The organism is Ruegeria sp. BK1, assembly GCF_056535645.1.
On record NZ_JBQFIS010000003.1, the window covers coordinates 229,186 to 250,958 of the forward strand.

At 57.8% G+C, this 21,773-nt stretch carries 20 protein-coding genes; 6 read left to right on the plus strand and 14 right to left on the minus strand.

Features of this window, described 5'->3' with window-relative positions; all coding sequences use genetic code 11:
* Nucleotide 1 precedes the first annotated feature (1 nt).
* The 9 genes from ACR3E7_RS21965 to ACR3E7_RS22005 all read right to left on the minus strand — a co-directional run bounded on the left by ACR3E7_RS21965 (nucleotide 2) and on the right by ACR3E7_RS22005 (nucleotide 8,153).
* Nucleotides 2-679 carry a GntR family transcriptional regulator gene (locus ACR3E7_RS21965; RefSeq protein ID WP_170773079.1) on the minus strand — a complete coding sequence of 226 codons (678 nt, stop codon included), beginning with the start codon at nucleotides 677-679 and terminating at the stop codon, nucleotides 2-4.
* A gap of 187 nt (nucleotides 680-866) precedes the next feature.
* Complete coding sequence (locus ACR3E7_RS21970; RefSeq protein WP_480719548.1) at nucleotides 867-1,709, minus strand: fumarylacetoacetate hydrolase family protein; 843 nt, start codon at nucleotides 1,707-1,709, stop codon at nucleotides 867-869.
* 19 nt (nucleotides 1,710-1,728) lie between these two features.
* Nucleotides 1,729-2,478 (minus strand): SDR family oxidoreductase, encoded by a 750-nt coding sequence (locus ACR3E7_RS21975; protein WP_480506009.1) that lies wholly within the window; start codon nucleotides 2,476-2,478, stop codon nucleotides 1,729-1,731.
* A gap of 14 nt (nucleotides 2,479-2,492) precedes the next feature.
* Complete coding sequence (locus tag ACR3E7_RS21980) at nucleotides 2,493-3,995, minus strand: aldehyde dehydrogenase (NADP(+)) (RefSeq protein ID WP_480506011.1); 1,503 nt, start codon at nucleotides 3,993-3,995, stop codon at nucleotides 2,493-2,495.
* Between the two features lie 12 nt (nucleotides 3,996-4,007).
* On the minus strand, nucleotides 4,008-5,120 hold the full coding sequence (locus ACR3E7_RS21985) for a fumarylacetoacetate hydrolase family protein (RefSeq protein ID WP_480506012.1): 1,113 nt from the start codon (nucleotides 5,118-5,120) through the stop codon (nucleotides 4,008-4,010).
* A 1-nt stretch (nucleotide 5,121) separates the two neighbouring features.
* Nucleotides 5,122-5,952: an amidohydrolase family protein gene (locus ACR3E7_RS21990; RefSeq protein ID WP_480506014.1), complete on the minus strand. Its 831-nt coding sequence runs from the start codon at nucleotides 5,950-5,952 to the stop codon at nucleotides 5,122-5,124.
* Nucleotides 5,949-6,377 carry an RbsD/FucU family protein gene (locus ACR3E7_RS21995; protein ID WP_480506016.1) on the minus strand — a complete coding sequence of 143 codons (429 nt, stop codon included), beginning with the start codon at nucleotides 6,375-6,377 and terminating at the stop codon, nucleotides 5,949-5,951. Before ACR3E7_RS21995 ends, ACR3E7_RS21990 begins: the two co-directional genes overlap by 4 nt.
* A complete protein-coding gene (locus ACR3E7_RS22000) occupies nucleotides 6,367-7,419 on the minus strand; it encodes an aldo/keto reductase (protein WP_480506018.1) in 1,053 nt (350 codons plus the stop codon). The genes ACR3E7_RS21995 and ACR3E7_RS22000 overlap by 11 nt, the downstream gene beginning before the upstream one ends.
* The gene (locus tag ACR3E7_RS22005; protein WP_170775696.1) at nucleotides 7,416-8,153 is read right to left on the minus strand and encodes a GntR family transcriptional regulator; all 738 of its coding nucleotides are present in this window, start codon (nucleotides 8,151-8,153) and stop codon (nucleotides 7,416-7,418) included. The genes ACR3E7_RS22000 and ACR3E7_RS22005 overlap by 4 nt, the downstream gene beginning before the upstream one ends.
* Nucleotides 8,154-8,236: 83 nt before the next feature.
* Here ACR3E7_RS22005 and ACR3E7_RS22010 point away from each other — a divergent pair, with 83 nt between their 5' ends.
* From ACR3E7_RS22010 to ACR3E7_RS22035, 6 genes are all read left to right on the plus strand, one after another.
* Entirely contained in the window at nucleotides 8,237-9,790 is a 1,554-nt protein-coding gene (locus ACR3E7_RS22010; RefSeq protein ID WP_480506020.1) for a UxaA family hydrolase, read from the plus strand.
* Between the two features lie 39 nt (nucleotides 9,791-9,829).
* Nucleotides 9,830-11,356, plus strand: coding sequence for a sugar ABC transporter ATP-binding protein (locus ACR3E7_RS22015; protein ID WP_480506022.1), 1,527 nt, complete (start codon nucleotides 9,830-9,832; stop codon nucleotides 11,354-11,356).
* Entirely contained in the window at nucleotides 11,353-12,360 is a 1,008-nt protein-coding gene (locus ACR3E7_RS22020) for an ABC transporter permease (protein WP_170355083.1), read from the plus strand. Before ACR3E7_RS22015 ends, ACR3E7_RS22020 begins: the two co-directional genes overlap by 4 nt.
* Before the next feature lie 41 nt (nucleotides 12,361-12,401).
* Nucleotides 12,402-13,346 carry an ABC transporter substrate-binding protein gene (locus ACR3E7_RS22025; protein ID WP_170791686.1) on the plus strand — a complete coding sequence of 315 codons (945 nt, stop codon included), beginning with the start codon at nucleotides 12,402-12,404 and terminating at the stop codon, nucleotides 13,344-13,346.
* A 204-nt stretch (nucleotides 13,347-13,550) separates the two neighbouring features.
* Entirely contained in the window at nucleotides 13,551-14,192 is a 642-nt protein-coding gene (locus tag ACR3E7_RS22030) for a GNAT family N-acetyltransferase (RefSeq protein WP_331252154.1), read from the plus strand.
* Between the two features lie 124 nt (nucleotides 14,193-14,316).
* Entirely contained in the window at nucleotides 14,317-16,056 is a 1,740-nt protein-coding gene (locus tag ACR3E7_RS22035) for a tetratricopeptide repeat protein (protein ID WP_170775706.1), read from the plus strand.
* Nucleotides 16,057-16,113: 57 nt separating this feature from the next.
* Here ACR3E7_RS22035 and ACR3E7_RS22040 read toward each other — a convergent pair whose 3' ends face one another.
* The 5 genes from ACR3E7_RS22040 to ACR3E7_RS22060 all read right to left on the minus strand — a co-directional run bounded on the left by ACR3E7_RS22040 (nucleotide 16,114) and on the right by ACR3E7_RS22060 (nucleotide 21,765).
* Nucleotides 16,114-16,704, minus strand: coding sequence for a pentapeptide repeat-containing protein (locus ACR3E7_RS22040; protein ID WP_170775708.1), 591 nt, complete (start codon nucleotides 16,702-16,704; stop codon nucleotides 16,114-16,116).
* Between the two features lie 147 nt (nucleotides 16,705-16,851).
* Nucleotides 16,852-18,147 (minus strand): gluzincin family metallopeptidase, encoded by a 1,296-nt coding sequence (locus ACR3E7_RS22045; protein WP_480506025.1) that lies wholly within the window; start codon nucleotides 18,145-18,147, stop codon nucleotides 16,852-16,854.
* A gap of 30 nt (nucleotides 18,148-18,177) precedes the next feature.
* A complete protein-coding gene (locus ACR3E7_RS22050; RefSeq protein ID WP_480506027.1) occupies nucleotides 18,178-19,485 on the minus strand; it encodes a TfuA-like protein in 1,308 nt (435 codons plus the stop codon).
* The gene (locus ACR3E7_RS22055; RefSeq protein ID WP_480506029.1) at nucleotides 19,482-20,687 is read right to left on the minus strand and encodes a YcaO-like family protein; all 1,206 of its coding nucleotides are present in this window, start codon (nucleotides 20,685-20,687) and stop codon (nucleotides 19,482-19,484) included. Before ACR3E7_RS22055 ends, ACR3E7_RS22050 begins: the two co-directional genes overlap by 4 nt.
* An 85-nt stretch (nucleotides 20,688-20,772) precedes the next feature.
* Entirely contained in the window at nucleotides 20,773-21,765 is a 993-nt protein-coding gene (locus ACR3E7_RS22060; protein WP_480506031.1) for an aldose epimerase family protein, read from the minus strand.
* Nucleotides 21,766-21,773: the final 8 nt, after the last annotated feature.

A 21,773-nucleotide genomic window follows, 5' to 3' on the forward strand; every position in this document is an offset into this window, starting at 1 on the left:
CCTAGTCTTCGGGGTTTCGCGTTGCCGTGACCATGGCCAGCAACTGGTCTTTGGTGCGTTGGATGTGCCGGGTTAGCAGATCGCACCCAGCTTCCACATCGCGCGCGCGGGCAAGGGCCAGCAACTCGCCATGATCACGCTTGGCGGGTTCGCGCTGTTCCATGACGCTTAGATGCATACGGACATAGCGATCCGATTGCACATTGACCCGTTGCAGAATGTCATTGGTAAGCCCGCGCCCTGCCGCTGCATAAAGCGCCTTATGATACTCATAGTTCAGACCGCCCCAGCGCCCGACATCGTAGGCTTCGTAGGATTTCTCCATCTCATCCAGCAACCTTTCGCATATGGCGAAATCGGCTTCGGTCATAAGTGGGATCGCGCGGCGGAACAGGTCAACTTCGAGCAACACGCGTAGGTCGAATATCTCGGCGATTTCGTCCAGCGAGTGCGTGGTCACGGCAGCGCCGCGATTGTTGGTCAATTGTACCAGCCCTTCGGCATCCAACCGCTTGAGTGCCTCGCGGATCGGCATGCGCGAGACATCATAGTCCTCGGCCAGCGCTTCTTGGCGGATGGTCTCACCCTCGGCCATCTCGCCGCTGAGGATTCGCTCGCGCAAGTCATTGGTAATGACATCTGGCAGGCTTTGCCGTGGGATCGCGCGGGTGCTTGGCATTGTGTTCATCTCGGGCAGTGCATTTTGTATCCAAAGTACAAACTGGAGGCGAGATTTCCAAGGCCTTAGCGAATGGGTATTTTGCGCACCCAAGCTGACCTGACATTCGGTTGATGCAGCCATTAAAATAAAACCCCAGACTGCTGATGCGATCTGGGGTCCATTGGTAAGTGATTTGGTGCCAGGGTTAGCCCTGAACAACATCCTGCCGTTGCACGCCCAGTCCTTCGATCCCCAACTCCATCTTGTCGCCGGGCTTCAGATAGGTTTGCGGGTTCTGTCCCATCCCAACACCCGGAGGCGTCCCGGTCGAGATCACATCCCCCGGCTGCAGCGACATGAATTGCGACAGGTGCGAGATCACCGTGGCAACGCCGAAATGCATCGTCTTGGTCGAGCCGTCCTGATAGCGATGCCCGTTGACCTCAAGATACATCGGCAGGTTTTGTGGATCCGGCACCTCATCGCGCGTAACCAGCCAGGGGCCGATTGGGCCAAACGTGTCGGCAGACTTGCCCTTGACCCACTGGCCCGAGCGGTGCAGCTGAAAGTCTCGCTCGGACAGATCATTGACTACGCAATAGCCCGCGACATGATCCAGCGCGTCCTCTTCCGAGACGTATTTCGCCTCTTTCCCGATCACCACGCCCAGCTCGACCTCCCAGTCGCTTTTGACCGAGTTGCGGGGGATTTCGACCGTGTCATTGGGACCGATGATTGCGGATGTGGCTTTGAAGAAGATGACTGGTTCGGCGGGCAGCTCCATGCCGCTTTCGGCGGCGTGGTCGGCATAGTTCAGGCCGATGCAGATGAACTTACCCACCTGGCCCACACAGGCCCCGATGCGGGTATTGGCATCGACGGCGGGCAGGCTGGCAAGATCCAGCGCGTTTAGGCGCGCCAGGCTTTCATCGTCAAGCGTTGCGCCTGCGATATCATCAACCACCCCAGATAGGTCGCGGATCGTACCGTCCTGATCCAGAATACCGGGCTTTTCCTGTCCGGCAGGGCCGTGGCGTAGCAACTTCATCGTAAAATCCTCACTATCTTCAGATCGTCCAGCCGCCATCGATGGCGAATGGCTGGCCGGTGGTGTATTTGCTGGCGTCGCTTGCGAGATAAAGCGCGAGCTCTGCGATTTCGTCCGCCGAGCCGATGCGCCCCATCGGTTGGCGGGCTATAAAGCCGGACATTGCCGTTTCATAGTCACCGGTCGCCCGCAAACGGTCGTGCAGGCTGGGGCTGTCCACGGTACCGGGGCAGATTGCGTTGCACCGGATGCCTTGCTGGACAAAATCCGCGGCAACGGCCTTAGTCAATCCGATCACCGCAGCCTTCGAGGCGCAATATGCAAATCGGTTTGGCACGCCTTTTATTGACGATGCAACCGAAGACATGTTGATGATCGATCCGCCGTCCTTGCCTAGCATTCCGGGCAAGGTCACACGAATAAGTCGATACATGGCTTTGACATTCAGATCGAAACTGAAGTCCCAGTTACTCTCATTGCAATCAAGGATGGTTCCGCCGGCAACATATCCGGCACAGTTGAACAACACATCCAATGCAGGCAGGTCTGCTACAGCCGCCTTGACCGCAGCGGCATCCGTGACATCCAGCTTCAGGGTCGTGATCCCTGCAACTTCGGCCAGTTCAGCCAGCGACACATCATTGATGTCGCTGGCAATGACTTGCGCGCCCTCTGCCGCGAACAGCTCGGCCGTAGCGCGGCCGATGCCCTGACCCGCCGCTGTGATCAGGGCCGTTTTACCTGCCAATCGGTCCGAGGGGTTATGCATCCCAGTCTTTACTCTCACATGTCTTCGGGCAAAAGGCCGGTTGGGATGTCCTGGTAACAGACCGGGCGCAGAAAGCGACGGATCGACAGGGTGCCAACCGACGTGGCACCGAAATTGGTCGAGGCGGGGTAGGGGCCGCCATGGACCATGCTGTCGCAGACCTCAACCCCGGTGGGGAAGCTGTTGGCCAGCAATCGGCCCGCTTTGCGTTCCAGCAGCGGCAGCAGGGCCTTTGCGTCAGCAGTGTCGCTGTCGTCAAGATGCAAGGTACAGGTCAACTGACCCTCTATTGCGCGGGCGACCTGCAGCATCTGAGCGGTATCGCGAACGCGAACCACTATACCGAGCGGGCCAAACACCTCTTCTTGCAGTTTGTGATCAGATAGCCAGTCGTCGCCTGACACAGCGAACAGATATGGGGCCGCGTCGCGGGCGGCGCAGCTTGTGCCCATGACCTGCGTCACACCGGTGCCAGCGGCCACCCGTGCCACGCCATCGCGATACGCGTCGGCGATGCCATCGGTCAGCATGGTCTGGTTGGCGGTTGCGTTCAGCCCTGCCTCGGCAGCGGCTTGGAAGGCGTCGGCCTCGGGCCCGTCGACTACAACGGCGATGCCGGGATTGGTGCAGAACTGCCCCGCGCCCATGGTCAGCGATCCGGCCCAGCCGGTCCCGATCCCAGCCCCGCGTGCGGCAGCGGCCTGAGGCAGGATGAACATCGGATTGACCGAGCCCAGCTCTCCAAAGAACGGGATGGGTTCATCGCGTTGAGCGCATAGATCAAACAGGGCGCGACCGCCACCCAGACTGCCGGTAAAGCCCACGGCCCGGATCAGCGGATGCTGCACCAGACGAGTGCCCACGTCACGCTTGCCCCCCTGCACCAGCGAAAAGACACCGGGGTGCACCCCAGTAGCCTTGATCGCGGCGTCGATGGCCTGAGCCACAATCTCACCAGTGCCGGGATGGGCCGAGTGGCCTTTAACCACAACCGGGCACCCTGCGGCCAAGGCCGCGGCTGTATCGCCGCCCGCGACCGAGAAAGCCAGTGGGAAGTTTGACGCGCCGAACACGGCCACGGGGCCAAGCGGGCGTTGGATCATCCGCAGGTCGGGGCGGGGCAGGGGCGCGCGGTCCGGCATGGCCTGGTCGTGGCGCATGTCCAGATAGTCACCCTTTTCGATATGATCAGCGAACAGGCGCAGCTGTCCCACGGTGCGGCCACGCTCGCCCTGCAGACGGGCTTCGGGCAGGCCGGTTTCCTGTGTGCCGATTTCGGTGATGGCGTCGCCGCGCGCGTCGATCTCATCGGCAATTTTGCGCAGCAGGGCGGCACGTTCGGCGCGGGTGGACCAGCCGAAACTAGCGAAGGCCTCCTCCGCGGCTTCAACCGCAGCGTCTACCAGAGCGGGCGTTCCAACCGGGAAATCATGGCTTGGGCCGTGAGCAGGCTCCGAGCTAAAGGTGGCGTCTGATCCAAGCCATTCGCCGGCAATCAGGTGTTTTCCGATCAACATGTTTCTAAATTCCTACAACAGGCCGCGTTCGGCCAGGTTTCGCATCAGATGAGACGCCCCGAACCGCCATTCGGGACATTCGGTCGACAGGCGCACCGTATTGGTTAATGCGCCGAGTTGGTCATTGGCAATTGTGACGACATCACCCAGCTTGTGGGTGAAACCACCGCCGGGTGTGTCCCGGTCCTGTGTGGGTGCAAAGAGCGTTCCCAGAAACAGCATAAACCCGTCGGGATACTGGTGGTGCCGCCCGATAGTCTGTTTCACCAGATCCGCCGGGTCGCGGCTGATCTGAGACATCGAAGACGCGCCGTTCAGGACAAACCCATCCGGCCCGTTTACGGTCAGGGTCAGTTCGGCCTGCCGCACATCGTCCAGTGTATAGCTGTCATCAAACAGGCGGATCATTGGTCCGATCGAACAGGATGCGTTGTTGTCCTTGGCCTTGCTGAGCAGCAGGGCCGAGCGGCCTTCGACATCGCGCAAGTTGACGTCATTGCCCAGTGTCGCGCCCTTGATCTGACCTTGCGAATTCACCGCCAGGACCACCTCGGGTTCAGGGTTGTTCCAGGTTGAGATCGGGTGCAGGCCTATCTCGGCACCGAAGCCCACGGATGACAACACCTGCGCTTTCGAGAACACCTCAGCATCCGGTCCAATACCGACCTCAAGATACGGGCTCCAGAGGCCTTCGTCGATTAGCGCCTGCTTGACTTGTGCGGCTTCGTCGGAGCCGGGGGTAATGTTGGAAAGGCTGTCGCCGATACGCGCGCCGATGCGGGCGCGGATGGCTTCGGCCTTGGCCGGATCGCCAGCGGCCTGTTCTTCGATCACGCGTTCGACCATGGAACCTGCAAAGGTGACACCGCAGGCCTTGACCGATTGCAGATCGCAGGGGGCCAGCCATTCATGCTCGCTTTCGACCGGGCCGATCGCCTCGCCGGGGGCCGATCGTACGTAATCCGCGGCGTCGTCGCGTTCCAGAATGTCGCGAACGGTAGGAGCTTTCTTGGTGGTGATATCCACCACCTGACCCTCACGCAATGTTACCACGCACGGGCCGATACCCGGCCGTTCCACACGGCCAAGCCAAAGCCCGGCAGAATCCAGATTGAGTGTTGTCATGTCAGGTCCTGAGATTGTAAGCGCGCGCGGCGTTCCCACCGAGGATCGCATCGCGTTCGGATTGAGTCAGCGCGCTGAGAAGCGCGTCGGTGGTTTCCAGCCAGCGTTCATAAGAGCTGGCCAACGTGCAGACTGGCCAGTCGCTGCCCCAAATCAGGCGCGATGGGCCAAACGTATCCAGAAGGTGCTGAACATAAGGGCGCAAATCGTCGATCTGCCAATCCGATGCTGCTTCGGTCACCAGTCCGGATAGCTTGCAGAACGCATCGGTGTCGCGGGACAGCGCTGCCATATCCTCGGCCCAACTCTCGATCACACCGTCGCGGATTAAGGGTTTGGAGCCGTGGTCGATTACCACACGCATGTTCTTATGCCGAGCCAGCAACTGCCGCAAAGGTCCAAGATGCTGCGGCAAGGTCAGCGCATCGAATGTCAGATCATGGGATTGCAGCGCTGCGAAGGCAGGTGTCAGTGCGTCGCCCAGCATCCAGTCGGGATCTTCAATGTCTTGGATCATCGGGCGCAAACCGACCAAAGCGGGGTGTTGTGCCAGAGCAGCGATCTGTGCTGGTGAAGCCGACGCTTCGAAGTCAACCCAACCTACGACGCCCTTGATAAAGGCAGCCTGATCAGCCAGCGACAACATATATTCTGTCTCAGCTACAGTCGGAGCTGCTTGTACCAGCACCGTGCCACCGATGCCTGCCTGCTCCAACATGGGGGACAGATCATGCGGCAGAAAATCCCTATAGATCGCTGCCAGATCGGGGGTCAGCCAGCCATAGTCGTTGCGCGCGACTGACCAGAAATGCTGATGCGCGTCGATTTTCAACCGATCACCCCTTTTTTCAGGATGATATTGCCATAGAGCCTGCGCTCACCCGTCTGTACGACGGCATAGGCCGTCGCTGCGCGGTCATAGAATGCAAATCGCTCTAGCCCCTTCACGTCAGCCGGGTTGTCAGCGGTTTCGTTGATGATGCGCTGAAAATCCGCCACGGCATCAGGCACCGCATCCGGATTGCCAACTACCTGCATGGTCAAAGCGGGATCGGAGACGAAATTGTCCAGCGGCATAACCGACAGGACAGCGCGCAGGACATCGCTGGCGGATGACCCGTCGGCGCGGATACAGTCTGGTCCGGTGCTTGTGCCTGGGAAATTTGCGTCGGCGATAACGATCTCGTCGCCGTGGCCCATTGCCCGCAAAGTGTGCAGCAAGTCCGGGGATAGGATTGGATCAATATTACGTAGCATCGGCAAGCTCCGCTGGCAGGGGTGCATCGGGCCGGATCAAGCCTTCACCGCGCAGATCCGACCAGAGACCGGCTGGAATTTCGCGATCCAACAACGCAACATTTGCCTGAACTTCCTTGGCACTGACCGCGCCGGGGACGACAGTCTTGACGCAGGGATGGCCCAGGACGAATTGAAGTGCTGCAGCGATCAGCGGTGTGTTATGCGCGGCGCAGACTGCCTCGATCTTGCGCACGCGGTCCAGAATGTCTTCGGACGCGTCGGCGTAGTTGTATTTAGCACCCGGAACCGCGCCCGTGGCCAGAATGCCCGAATTGTAGGGGCCGCCCAGAATGATCCCGACATCGCGTTTTTCGCAAAGCGGCAGGAAACTGTCCAAAGCCTCTTGCTCCAGCAAAGTGTAGCGACCGGCCAGCAGGAACCCGTCGAAATCGCCAAGTCCTAACAGTTTTTCACAAACCTGCCATTCGTTCACGCCTGCGCCGATTGCCGCGATTTCACCCGCTTCACGCAATTCAACCAGCGCCTTGTACCCGCCACCGTCAAACAGCTCGCGCACTTTGGCGTCGGACATCTCTTGGCTGCCCTGACTGAAAACGCAGACGTCATGGACCAGAAGGATATCGGCGTTAGCCACACCAATCCGTTCACGGCTGGCCTCGTATGACCGCATTACACCGTCATAGGTGTAGTCGAACACGATCCGTTTCTGTGGTACGTCGACAAAGGCTTCGGGTGTCACTTCGTGGGGTTCGCAATCCAGCAGAAGCCGCCCGATCTTGGTCGACAGTTGGATGTTCTCGCGCCCAAATCGGGCGATTGCTTCGCCAAAACGTTGCTCGGATCGACCAAGGCCATATTGCGGTGCGGTATCAAAAAAGCGGATGCCTGAATCATAAGCCGCCTGCAGAGCCGCTTGCGCGTCAGCATCCGAAACCTTGCGGTATAGATTCCCCAGCGGCGCACCGCCAAAGCCCATGCGGGTTAAAGGGACAGGGCGTGCTGTGCGGTTGTTCAGTAGTTCTGTCTTGGAAACGGTCATTCGGTCTCGCAATTCGACTTTTGTGTGAGGTTGAACAAATGGGGCTTTTGCCGTTCGAGTTCTTCTAGGCGTGGCATCAACTGCCCCAAATGGATATGCATCGCGTCTTGTGCGGCGCGTTCGTCCCGATTGGCGATTGCATCGAAGATGGCCCGGTGTTCGGCCAAAGTTTCGACCACCCGGCCAGGTGTCGGCAACAGAAGCATACGGGCTCGGCTGACCTGAAGCGACACCGTCTGCGCCACATCCGCAAGGCGATGAAACCCGGTGAAATCCATCAGCATGCTGTGGAACTCTTCATCTGCCTGATAGAATCCGGGGATGTCCTCGTCCTCGATCAAAAGCTCTTGCAAGCGCATGTTGCGGCTCAGCCGTTTACGCTGATCCTCGGTCAGATCCCGCGCGACCTTGGCGACAGTGGCCAGCTCCAGCGCTTCGCGCAGAAAAACACCTTCGCGGATTTCGTCCATCGAGAAATAGGACACACGGGTGCCCGATTGCGGGACCACATCCACCAGTCCCTCGGACGCTAGCCGCGCGATTGCGTCAGCGACAGGTGCCCGTGACACACCCAGACGCTCGCACACCGGAGCTTTTCGCAGGTTTGCGCCGGGTGGAAAATCCAGCGCCAGAATCGCTTGCTTCAAAGATTGATGAACCCGTTGGGTCAGCGACCCTTCCGTCGACGAGATCACGGGCAGCAAAGCGGCGTCAATGTCCTGAGGTTTGTTCATGGTTTGTGATTTAGCATTCTAACATGTTAGTTGACAAGTACAGATTTTCCACTTAGCAACATGACCAAGCAAGCGGGGAAGTGATGCAAGCAAACGGCGGCATAGATGTTCTGGAGAAGGCGGCGCGAGACGTCGTGAAGTTGAACCCGGATGACAATATTGTGATCGCTCTGCGCGACTTGCAGGCGGGGGAGCAGCTGGCGGATGTTTCGGCTCCGCTGACGTCACAGATTGGGCGGGGCCACAAAATCGCAGTGGAGCCGATTCGGGCTGGTGAAAATGTCATCCGCTACGGTCAGATCATCGGGCAGGCAAAATCCGACATCGCGCCAGGTGAGCATATTCATGTACACAATCTGGGCATGGGGGCGCATCAGCAGGACTATGCATATGCGTCGGCCAATGACCCGTTGCCGAAGATCGCAGAAGAACGAACTTTTCAGGGCTATCACCGTGCAGACGGCAAGGTGGGGACGCGGAATTATATCGGCATTCTGACCACAGTGAACTGTTCGGGTTCAGTCGCGCGATTCATTGCGGAAGCAGCCGAGAAATCAGGGCTGTTGGAAGCTTATCCGAACGTGGACGGCGTGGTGCCGATTGTGCATGGCACCGGCTGCGGCATGTCCGGCAAGGATGAGGGCTATGCCACTTTGTTCCGCACCCTTGCGGGCTATGCGCAGCATCCCAATTTTGCCGGTATTCTGTTGATCGGACTGGGTTGTGAGGTGATGCAGGTATCCGACCTGGTGGGGGGTCGTCCGATCCGCCCCGATGGTGCGCTGCGCTACATGACCATTCAGAACGAGGGCGGCACGCGGCGTACGATTGAACGAGGTTTGGCCGAGATCAAGGGAATCGCCGAACTTGCCAACCAAGTGACGCGCGAACCCGCGCCGATCAGCGAGATTACGGTTGGAATGCAATGCGGCGGCTCGGACGGGTATTCGGGCATCACTGCAAACCCTGCACTGGGATATGCATCCGACCTTCTGGTGCGCCACGGTGGTACGACAATCCTGTCGGAAACCTCGGAAGTATACGGGGCCGAGCACCTACTGACCCGCCGCGCTGAAACGCCTGAAGTGGGCGCCAAGTTGATTGAGCGCATTCATTGGTGGGAGGACTATACCGAACGCAATGGCGGCGAGATGGACAACAACCCAAGCCCGGGTAACAAGCGTGGCGGGTTGACGACCATTCTGGAAAAATCGCTCGGCGCTGTTGCCAAGGGCGGGACAGCGCCGATGCGGGATGTCTACAAGTTCGGCGAGATTGTCGACAAAAAGGGCTTTGTTTTCATGGACAGCCCCGGTTTCGATCCATGCTCGGTCACGGGGCAGGTAGCCTCAGGGGCGAACCTGATCGTTTTCACTACCGGGCGGGGCTCGGTCTCGGGCTATCAGCCGACCCCTTGCGTCAAGCTGGCAACGAACTCTGAAATGTACGCGCGGATGGCCGACGATATGGACCTGAATTGCGGTGACATCGTCACCGATGGGGTCAGCATCGAAGCGAAAGGAGAGGAATTGTTCGAAATTCTAATCCGCGTTGCCTCGGGCGAGAAAACCAAAAGCGAGGAGCTGGGATTTGGGAGGGTCGAATTCGTCCCCTGGCAGATCGGCGCCGTAATGTAATCACACACCCTAGGGGATGAGGGTATAATGGGAGGGAACATGACAAAACTGGTCGACATGACGGGGATCGAAAAGTATTTCCCCGGCGTGCACGCGCTGAAAACAGTGCAGTTCGATCTGTTTTCGGGCGAGGTTCACGCACTTATGGGCGAGAACGGCGCCGGGAAAAGCACGCTGATGAAGATCCTGTCGGGGATTTATCAGCGCGACGGTGGTGATCTGGTGATCGAAGGAAAGTCGGTCAGCCCGACCACGCCCGGCGAGGCGCAGGATCTGGGCATTGGCATCATCCATCAGGAGCTGAGCCTGATGAACGACCTGACCGTTGCGCAGAACATCTTTATCGGTCGCGAACCGCGCAAAAGCTTCGGTCGTCTGGATGAGGCCGCGCTGAACGCACAAACGGCCGAGATTTTCGCCTCGATGAACCTGTCGCTGGACCCCAAGACATTGGTGGGCAGCCTGACCATCGCGAAACAGCAGATGGTCGAGATTGCCAAAGCACTGTCGTACCGGTCCAAGGTTCTGATCATGGATGAACCCACAGCGGCTCTGAACGATGCCGAGATCGCCGAACTGTTCGTGATCATACGCCGTCTCAAGGCCGAGGGCGTGGGCATCGTCTATATCAGCCACAAAATGGACGAGCTGAAGCAAATCGCCGACCGCGTCACCGTGATGCGCGATGGCGAATATGTGGGCACCGTGGGCGCTGCCGAGACACCAATCAGCCAAATCATCGCCATGATGGTTGGGCGTGAGGTGAACGAGAAACCTCTGGACGTGCCGGATCTTGGCGATGCCGAAGTTTCGCTTGAGGTTTCTGGTCTGAATCGCGGCAAAGAGATCAAGGATGTCAGCTTCTCGGTCCAGAAGGGCGAGATTCTGGGGTTCGCGGGCCTGATGGGGGCCGGAAGAACCGAGGTTGCGCGCGCGATTTTCGGCGCCGATGTGAAGGACAGCGGAACGATCCGCGTGCACGGGCACGAGGTCTCGATCAAGTCGCCCAAGGATGCGGTGCGGGCGGGCATCGGTTATTTGTCCGAAGACCGCAAGCATTTCGGATTGGCCACCGGCATGAACGTGCGCGACAACATTGCGCTGGCTTCGATGGATCTGTTCACCGGAACCGGAGGGGTGTTGAATGACAATGAAATCAGTACTACGGCCAAGGGATATATCGCGCAGTTGGGCATTCGAACGCCCTCGGACGTGCAAGAGGTCCGACTGCTGTCAGGGGGCAATCAGCAAAAGGTCGTCATTGCAAAATGGCTGCTGCGTGATTGCGATATCCTGATCTTTGACGAACCCACGCGGGGCATCGACGTTGGTGCCAAGTCCGAGATTTACAAATTGCTCGAAGAACTCGCCGAGCAGGGTAAGACCATCATCGTGATCTCGTCGGAACTGCCCGAAATCATGCGCCTGAGCCATCGTATCGCGGTGATGTGCGAGGGCCGGCTGACCGGCATTCTGCCCGGCGGAAAAGACACTACTCAGGAAGACATCATGCATCTGGCCACCCAACGCGCGGCGGCGATGCAGGTAACGGGGACACCACAATGACCACGGCAACAGACGTTGAAAAGAAAAAACCACTCGCGGGACTGTCCGACAGCGGCGCGTATCAAAAGCTGCTGGCTTTTGCCAGTTTGATCGCGCTGCTGATCGGCTTCTCGATTGCGTCGCCGAACTTTATGCAGACCTCGAACATGATCGCCATTTTGCAGGCGACCTCGGTGAACGGGGTGCTGGCTGTGGCGGCAACGCTGGTGATCATCACAGGTGGGATCGACCTTTCGGTGGGCACTTTGATGACCTTCTGCGCCGTGATCGCGGGCGTGGTGCTAACTTATCTGGGGATGCCCCTGCTGCTGGGCGTGGCGGCGGCCATCGCGGCAGGCGCGTTCTGTGGGCTTTGCTCGGGCACTTTCGTTGCCAAGATGAAGATCCCGCCTTTCATCGCCACGCTTGGAATGATGCTGATCCTGAAAGGCCTGTCGCTGGTCATCTCGGGCACGCGGCCGATCTATTTCAACGACACGCCGGGGTTTGACCAGATCTCGCGCGGGTCGCTGATCGGAGAGATTTTCCCGGCGCTGCCCATCCCGAACGGCGTGCTGATCCTGTTCCTGGTGGCGATTGCAGCGTCGTACATCCTGAGCCGTACGGTTCTGGGCCGCTACACTTTCGCCTTGGGTTCGAACGAAGAGGCCGTGCGCCTGTCGGGTGTGAACACCGACGCTTGGAAGATGCGCATCTACGCTCTGGCGGGTGCAATCTGCGGCATCGGCGGCATCCTGATCGCTTCGCGCCTGAACTCGGCGCAACCTGCGCTGGGTCTGGGATACGAGCTTGAGGCGATCGCAGCCGTGGTAATCGGTGGCACGTCGCTTTCGGGCGGACGCGGTACCATTCTGGGCACGCTGATCGGCGCGCTGATCATGGCGGTCCTGACCAACGGGCTGCGCGTGCTGTCCGTGGCGCAGGAATGGCAAACCGTTGTCACCGGCGCAATCATCATTCTGGCGGTCTATGCCGACATGGCACGGCGCAAGAAGTCCGGCTGAAGAAACCAACTATAAAACGACCAACTGTGGAGGAGAAAAACATGTTTTCACGTCGTTTCATTCTGGGTGCGCTGAGCGCAGCCACGATTGCAGGTCCGGCCTCGATGGCCGCAGCGGAAGAAATCTATATTCCGCTGGTATCGAAGGGCTTCCAACACCAGTTCTGGCAGGCGGTGAAATCCGGCGCCGAGCAGGCAGCTGACGAGTACAACGTAACCATCACCTTTGAAGGCCCCGACAACGAAACAATGGTCGACCGCCAAATCGACATGCTGGCCGCTGCACTTGCCAACAACCCCAAAGCCATCGGCTTTGCTGCGCTGGACAGCCAGGCGGCTATCCCGCTGCTGCGTCAGGCGAATGATAAGGGTATCCCGATCATCGCGTTCGACAGTGGTGTCGACAGCGACATCCCTGTTTCGACCGCAACCACCGACAACCTGGCCGCTGCGGGTCTGGCTGCCGACAAGATGGCCGAGAAGCTGGGCGGTAAAGGTAAGGTTGCTGTTGTGGCCCACGACCAGACCAGCCGCACCGGCATCGACCGCCGCGATGGCTTTGTGAACCGTATCGAAGAAAAATATCCTGACATCGAAGTTGTCACGGTTCAGTACGGCCAGGGCGACCACTTGAAATCGACCGAAGTTACCAAGGCGATCCTGACGGCTAACCCTGATCTGGACGGCATCTTCGGCACCAACGAAGGCTCGGCCATCGGTGTTGTGAACGGTGTTCAGGAACTGGGCACCGAAGGTCTGGTGATCATCGGCTATGACAGCGGCAAAGCGCAGAAGGACGCAATCAAAAGCGGACTGATGGCTGGTGCGATCACTCAGAACCCAGTTGGGATCGGTTACGAGACCGTCAAGGCCGCTGTTTCCGCACTGAAAGGTGAAGAGGTTCCGGCACTGATCGACACCGGTTTCTACTACTATGACGCCTCGAACATGGACGATCCAAAAATCGCGGCGGTTCTGTACGACTAAGATCAAGCCCACTCACGGTTTACCGGCCCGTCGTTCTGCGGCGGGCCGGTTTTGTTTGCGCTACTCGATCAGGAAGTATTAAGATGAAACTTTAAGGCGAGGGCAACTATGCGCCGAATTGAGGTTTCTGAATTCGTATTTCCACATCTAGTGTGCTAGTGTCTATCGGCGGATCGTTAAGATTTTGTTTAAAGGTTGATTTAAGTGTCAGACAACTTGAGTAATAAGTTTAGATTGCGCCCGATGGAGAAAGCAGATCTTGAGGTCATCTCCCATTGGTTCCAAGACCCTGAAGACGTTGCGCTTTTTGATCGGACATCGCGGGTTCCGTTGAACCAGTTTCAGACAGAAGAAAGTTGGAAGGCCGTGTTCACCGCCGAAGGAGCGGGTTGCAAATGTTGGTTCGTGGTGGAAAACAGCTCTGGTGAAGCGGTTGGCCTGGCCGGGATCGAAAGCGTGTCGCTGGTAAACCGGGATGCGGTGGTCGCAATGTTTGTCGACAAATCCGCGCGACGCACCGGCGTTGGTATCCGAGCGACGGCTTTGGTGGTAGATTTTGCTTTTCGGCAACTGGGGTTGAACCGTTTGACCTCTTATTATCGGGCGGACAACACCAGCAGCCGCGATCTGGTCGCAAGGATAGGATGTCAGGTCGAAGGCACCATGCGTGAGGCCTGGTTTGCAGACGGGCAGTTTCATGACATGGTTGTTGTGGGTGTTCTCAAAGGCGATTGGGCGAAACGGCGCGACGCTTTGGCGGCGGAACTGTCTGACGATACACAGGTCTCGTTGGGACCGAATGCGTCTGCGGCCTGGACATGGCCGCCGAAGTGCAAGAGTGGTTGAGTGAAAGTCGTTAATACCGCAAGTAGTCGTTAAATTTCGAAATTTGCTTTATGCTGATCCACGGACCTGTTCGGTGCCAAATAAACGAGAATAAACAGTGAATACGACCAATCCGAATTTTACGATGACTCAAAAGCTTGGCGCTGTTCTGTTCGCCGATGTCGTCGGGTATTCGCGATTGATGAGTCAAAATGAGTTAGATACTTATAACGCGCTGAAATCATTGATTTCTGATCTCGAATCTTCCTGCGCAAAACATCAGGGCAGGGTGGTTGAGGTGCGCGGCGACGGCATTCTGGCATTATTTGAAACAGCAACAAGCGCGGTCGAGTTCGGTGTCGAATTGCATCGTATCGCCAGCGCGCATAACAGTGCCGGTCCCGAAGACCAGCGAATCAAATTCCGTGCGGGCGTTCATCTTGGGGAAATCCTGATCGACGATCGCGGCATTCATGGCGATAACGTCAATATCGCCGCACGGCTGCAAGAGATCGCCGAGCCCGAGCGTGTCTATGTTAGTTCGGCTGTCTATGATCAGGTCTGCAACCGCCTGCGCTATGGCTATGAGTTTTTGGGGCCCAAGCAGCTCAAGAATATCATGAACCCGGTGTCGACCTATTGCGTCCGCAGCGAGGTTGCAGGCGCAACCATGGCGGGAACGATGCGACCCGAAGTGTTGGGGGATATTCTCGAACGTCCTGATACACCATCGGTTGCCGTGCTGCCTTTTGCCAGCCACGGGGACGAGTCCGATAATTGGGTGGCCGAAGGTCTGACAGACGACATCATCATGAACCTGTCCAAGTTCAGGAACCTGTTCATCATCGCGCGCAACTCGTCCTTTTTCTTCAAAGCGCAATCCATGCCGCCGAAAGACGCCGCACAGCGGTTAAACGTGCGCTATATCGCGCGGGGCAGCGTACGCCGATCAGCCAGTCGGATCCGGATCTCGGCCGAGTTGGTGGATGCCAGTAGTGAACGCACGATCTGGGCGGAACGGTTCGACCGCAATATCGACGATATTTTCGACATTCTGGACGAAGTCACCGAATGTATCGTCGCTGCGACCGCCGTCATGATCGAGTCGCATGAAAAGCAGCGGATGATCCAGGCGATCCCCTCTGATCTTGAGGCTTATGGGTCGGTTCTTCAGGGCCAACACCATATCTTCAAATACACGCGCAACGACAATCGTAAAGCGCAGAACTTTTACCAATCCGCGCTGGAACGCGACGGCGGCTATGCACGCGCAGCGGCGGCGTTGTCACGGACGCTGAACATCGACTGGCGCTATTCCTGGAGTGATGACCCGTCCAAGGCGTTTGAACAGGCGCTGACCTTTGCCCAACAGGCGATTGAGCTGGACCCGACGGATGCGCGCGGCTTTGGTGAATTGGGGTATGTGCATCTGTATCGCAAGGAACATGACGCCGCTATTCAGTCCTATCAACGTGCATTGGCCCTGAACCCCAATGACGCCGATATGCATTCGGATTACGCGGACGCTCTGGCCCATTCGGGTGATAACGAAACGGCGATTACGCATCTGCAACAGGCCATGCGGCTGAACCCTTATTTCCCCGATCAGTACCTGTGGCATCTGGGCGGCGCCTATTACAATCTCAGACGCTATGAGGACGTGATAGAGACGGTCAACAAGATGAACAATCCAACCGAGGGGCAACGGATGCTGGCCGCGAGCCATGCGCAATTGGGGAACACGGATATGGCGCGTCTGATCGCGGACAAGCACCGCGAAGCGCATCCCAACTTCTCTCTGTCACGGTGGGCCAAGGTTCTGCCCGACCGGCTGGAGGATGACACCCAACACTTTGTAGAAGGTCTGAAAAAGGCCGGGTTCTGAGCATAAAAAAGGGCGCGACCCTGCGCGCCCTGTTTGAACCGGGAAAGGGAAGGGGGCTTAGTCGCCGCCCCGCACTTTCGCACCGCTGACTTTCGCGCCACTGACTTTGGCACCGGAAACCTTGGCGCCCGAGACTTTCGCACCGCTAACCTTGGCACCCGACACCTTTGCTCCACTGATCGCCGGGCTGTCGAAGCCGAAATAAATGTCCAGTAGAACCTGTTCGAACTGACCGGTTGTGACATCCATACGCATGGTCTGATCGGCCTTTTCGTAGCGCCAAACCATGATGTCGTTTGCTACTTGGTAATCAGCCGCCGCGACGCCGCCGATCGAAGGATCCCTTGGAGCGCGTGATGCATTGTTTGGAGGTTCATTCGGGTTACCATTCACGGGGTCTCCGTCGCCATGAACCAGAAAAATTGCCGGTTCTGGCAGGTCGTAATAAGTGCCTTCATAGGCAAAACCATAAATCTTGGCGAACTGCGCTTTTAAGTCGTTTCCGCCCTGAACTTTTTCATCTTCAAGCTGGTCGGAAAGATGCTTGTTGTTGCCTTTGCCGCCCTTTTTCTTGTTTTCCAGCTTAATGTCAGTCAGGACTCTTCCGTAAATTAGCACTTCCGAAAAACTGAGCAATGTTTCACCCATAAACTCATCTCCCAATTGTGGGGTCGCGGGTTTGACCGTTCACCCTTTTCACCACGGCCCGAGATGCCCCGTGCCAGAAAATCCAAAAAAATCACCCCTCTATTCCATGCCATAAATCGGCTTCAAAAAAAAGAATTTTGCGATTGGTCAATCCGGGACCATCGTACGGACTGAATTTGAATGGCTGTCTTCTTCCGGGTCAGGCAGGCGGGGACCGGCCGTTGTCAGCCCGATATCGCGCATTCTGAAGTTGCCCTCGATGATCTGGTGGAACGCGCCGCCGGTGATCTCCTGATCCACGGCAAGCAGTGCTTTTTCCACGCCGAAATAGCTGAGCATGTCCGCATCCAGGCGCGACCAGGTATCGGCCAGATAGGTACCCAGATAGTCTCGCGCTTCAAGCAAGGCGATACGGAACCCATCGGGATTTTCGGCGTAGCGTTTGTCGAAAATCTCCTGCATGACAGTGCTGTAGTCTGGAGAGCCTTCCAGTTGGTCCGACAGGTCTTCTTCCTCGGGCGAGATCAGCCCGTGCAGCAGCAGCCGTTCGTGATAGATATCGACAAAGATATCGAACATCGCGCCGGTCAGCGGTTCAGACAGTGCATGTTCACTGGACCAACCATGGGAAAACTCGGACAGCGTTTTGTTGTTGGCGGCAATTCGGATCTGAGCGTTCTCGGACAGTTCGGCAAACCGGTTCAGGCGGTTGTAGGTATAAAGATTTCCACGCGTGTTTTGCAGCAGGCTCTCGACCACTGATCCGAAATGGAGCGAGGCCAATAGCGCCACCATATCCGCGGCAGACTCGTGAAAGCCGTAGTATTCGCCGGAGGCGTCCCCGTTCGAGGGCAACCCGATCACGCTGTAAATGATTGCGTGGCCGATCTCATGGGCGACGACATCAAAGTTCAGACTGTAGGGGCGGTATTCGTCGCCATGGTCATGGGTGCCGCCGGTTTCCAGAAACCCCCACCCGATGTGCGCATTGTCTAGGCTAGGCAGCAGCGACAGTTCCAGCCGGTCGAAATCACGGGCAAAGTGCCAAGAGATTGGGTGATCAAAATAGCCTTGCCACACATCCATGGTGAAATGTGCAGACCCAAACAGATGTGCGGCTTCAAAAGAAGGGTCTGTGGGGTCGATATGAATGAAATTGCCGAACTCGTCCGGCATGGCCGGAGGCTGGATATAGCCGTTCCAAGGTGGCAGATACATGCCCGGACCGTCGGGGCCGGGAACTATCGCCCCATAGGGCGTGGTTTTGCCAACCGGGTTGACAGTATACATGCGCGGCCCCGAGGGGCCCGGCCCAATGCTGCCCTGCGGGGCCGAGATTTCGACCAGCTCCAGTTCCGCGTCGGGTTCCAGGAAAGGCGATTGTGGGAACAATAGGAACCGGGTTCCGGGTTCGTCATCAGGTGTCTGTTCGGGTGAAGTCATCCGGTGCCCTCCCGTGCCCGTCCGGCGCCCCTATTCGTGATTGGAGTCGTCCGTTGTGACGGCTTTTTGGCAATACAAATACTCTATTTCTATAAGCTCATAAAACGCATCCCGCCCAGACAACCCAAGCGACCTTGCATAGGATTCAAGATCATCGGGCACCTCTTGGTCAAGATGTGTTTCAAAATACCACAGCACCATGCGCAAACGGTCCGATCCAGTCGTGAGGGGCGCGGTCGCTTGCAACTCTGCTTTCGCAGTAGCCCGGTCCCGAAGTTGGGAATAGATCCCCGCACGGCGCAACTCGTTCAAGAGCGGGGCTTCAATATCCGCGCCTCGGTCTTGCGATACGGCTGACAGACGGGCCGCGTCGGCCAGCATGTCTTCATAGGTGTTTGGGCTCAGGTCGTTCGCGTCCAGCCAGCGCATCAGGTCTGCGTGGCGGGTTAGGTTGGCACGATCCCGGTGCGCTGTCATTTGTTGAACCAGCGCGTCGCGGTCTGGCGTTTGGCCGCGTCTGTGCGCCTCATCCCGTGCCAACACATGGAGCAGGGCGCGATCTCTCACTTCGGCAAAAAGCGCGGGTTGCAGACGCAATTCGTTTATTACTGCGGGGTCGGAGGGTGTTTCGGCCTCAACGCGGCGGCGCAGAGAATTCCACATCAAGGTCCGTTCTGTTCTGTGTGAATGACTTGTGTCATCCCCAATACCTTGGGCCATTTGGACGAGCATGGCGAGGGCATCCTCTGCTTTGGCATCTACATAACCGTTGGGCAACCAAGCCATGAAGCTGGTGATCTCAGAGCCGCCCGTTAACGCCTTTACGATACCCTCCCACTGGCGTTTCTTGTACTGGGTCTCCTTGGACACGCGCAAAAGAGTTTGGGCACCTTCGTCTGACAAAACACCGTCAGCCCGCGCGCGTTCCACAGTGGTCCGGATCGAAACCATTGGCACGCTGAGAGACGGATAGCCCAGTTCGGCAGGTCCATGCAGAACCGCCACTTCATCATCATCCTGCAATACGCCTGAATGGTAGTCGTCAAAGATGCGCCCGACGCCAATCATTCCGAAATCGGCCAGTTCGGCGGCGCGTAGCGCGCCCATGCTGGCGCTGCCATAGACGGGAATACCCTGTTCCATCGCCCACAGGATTTCTTTGTGCCAAACCGAGGGCACCCCTTCGAAATACCCGTCAATTATCCCGATCGCACTGGGTTTATCGCGGGTGACACGATAGACGTCACCCTGCCGGACGGGCGGCAGAACCGTGGCGTCCAAATGCGCTGCGACGGCCTTGGCCGACAGGGTCGGACCTGCAAAGACCACGGCAGTCATGTGTGCTGCTCCTGCACTCGGGCGACCCGTACGCCTGGGATGAAATCCGGGTCGTCATGCGGTGCCTCCAAACCGGGTATGACCGCGCGCACCACGCCGATGTCTATGTGCGGTTGTGACAGGTCAACGATTACCACTTGTGACATGCCTTGCCGGTCCAAACACTCCAAAAGCAGATCGCGGTCCTGTTCGAAAGATGCGCTGGCGTGGGTGGGGCAATCGGTGAAACTCTGGATCGGTTGGGCCGCGTCAATCAGGTCGCGGACGTACTGGCATCGTTCGGATTGCGCTTGATCGGTGAATTCGGCAGGATCAAGATCGTCACGCGCGCCCGAGATATAGGTCAGACGGGTCTGAGCGGCCTCGGTCAAAGCGCGCAACAAGGCGATGGAGCGGTCCACATGGCAGCCATCCCCGATCCCGATATGGCCGGGCTGACCCCCGGCCTCGGCAATCACGCAACGAAAACAGGCGATGCCGATATCCGAGGTGGTCTGCCATATCCCGCAATCCAGACCGGCGGCGTCAATCATGGCCATCGCGCTGCGGCATCTGGGATCATCGACCGTGTCCGGATCAACCCGAACCTGCGGTGTATGATGATGCCACAGGGTTGTGGCATCCCGCTCGATCAACTCACAAATCGCGTGGCAACTGGCCTCGGTGACATTGTTGCCGGAGGCCAGCCCGTTGGTTGTTCGGGGGAAGGCCCCCTGGCTGGCGCTTGGGGCGGCGGTGTAGTCTGTGTCCACCATCTCAAGCGGCACCCAGCAGGCTTGGTTGGCATTCAGATCACATCCCTGAACCCACAGCATCGCCGCATGAGGATCAAATTGCCCGCCGGTCACACGGGGCAGGCGGGTCACATCGATAACTGCGTCATCGGCCACAAGATCGGAATACCGGGCCAGCCGCTGGGGCAGGTGGACACGTTCGGCGTGCCAGGACTCGATCGCCTCCATCACGCCCGAGGCTTGTGCCGCGCTCAGTGACAGACCCTTGCCCAAAGACACCGCCACCGAACGAGAGTTCGGGCGCGCCACCATCACGGTTGGCAATCCGATCCGGTCCAGCCCGGTCAGGTTTGCAACGCGCGTGATGCCCATGTCCTTGAGATGGGGTTTGACGATCTCCAGCGTTTGTTCGGGGTCTCGCAACCGGTGCGTATCAAGAACGTATTGTTTTTGTGAAACACCGGGCATCAGGGAACCTTAACCAATTCAATTCGAAACAGACAACGAAGCGGAAACCAATTTCGGATCAGGATGATAGAGGATCGTCGTTGGGTCAACTGTGACGGTCGGACAGGCGGCTAAACATATACTGAGATTGGTGGTGATATTCTTGCCCGTCCATGAAGACGACGCTGGGGAAGGAAGGGTTGTTGATCGCGTCCGGCCAGCCTTGCGGCTCTAGTGCTAGGCCGCTGCGTGTAGAATAGGGCGCGCCGAAAACGGTTGGCAGATCCGCGCTGTCTAGAAAGTCACCGGAATAGATCTGAAGCCCCGGTTCGGTTGAATGCAGGTCCAAAGCGACACCAGACCGAAGCCCGTGCAGTTGGGCGATATGTTTTAGTCTAATACGTTCGCGCGCTATGCAAAAATTATGGTCCAAGGGAGCGTCTCCGACGGGCCGGAGTGTTTGAAAGTCGTAAGGGGTGTTGCGGACAGGTTCGACCGAACCCAAGGGGATCAGTTCGTCATCGACCGGCAAATAGTCGTGTGCCCGGACACGCAACAGATGGTCCCCGATATCCCCGTCGCCATTCAGGTTGAAATACCAATGCGGCGTGAAATTGCAGATCGTGTCGCCCGTTGCTATGGCCCGGATGTCCAAGTTCAACGTCGCGGGTGACGTAATGGAATAGTGAGCTTTGACGGACAAAGCGCCCCCAAAACCCATGTCTCCCTCAGGTATTTCCAGTTCGAAAGACACCGCATTCTCTGTCTGGTTGGTCCGCCGCCAGTTCTGTCGGGCAGCGCCTTTACTTCCGCCATGAAGGCAATGTTTGCCCAGAAAATTGCGTTCCACTGAATAGGTTTTTCCATTCAGAGCGTATTGCCCGTTGGATATCCGGTTTGCGCAGCGCCCAACAATGCAACCAAGATATGGGTCATTGCGCAGATATTCGCTCGGCGCTTTCCAACCTAAAACCAAGGGGTGGTCGACGCCGTCCAGACGTAAATCAATCAGCGAGGCACCAATCGAACCGAGGGTCGCTGTAAGTGTCCCGTTGGAGATTTGAACAACGGCTTGCTTGTTGGCTTTATGGGGGATCATAAATTTAA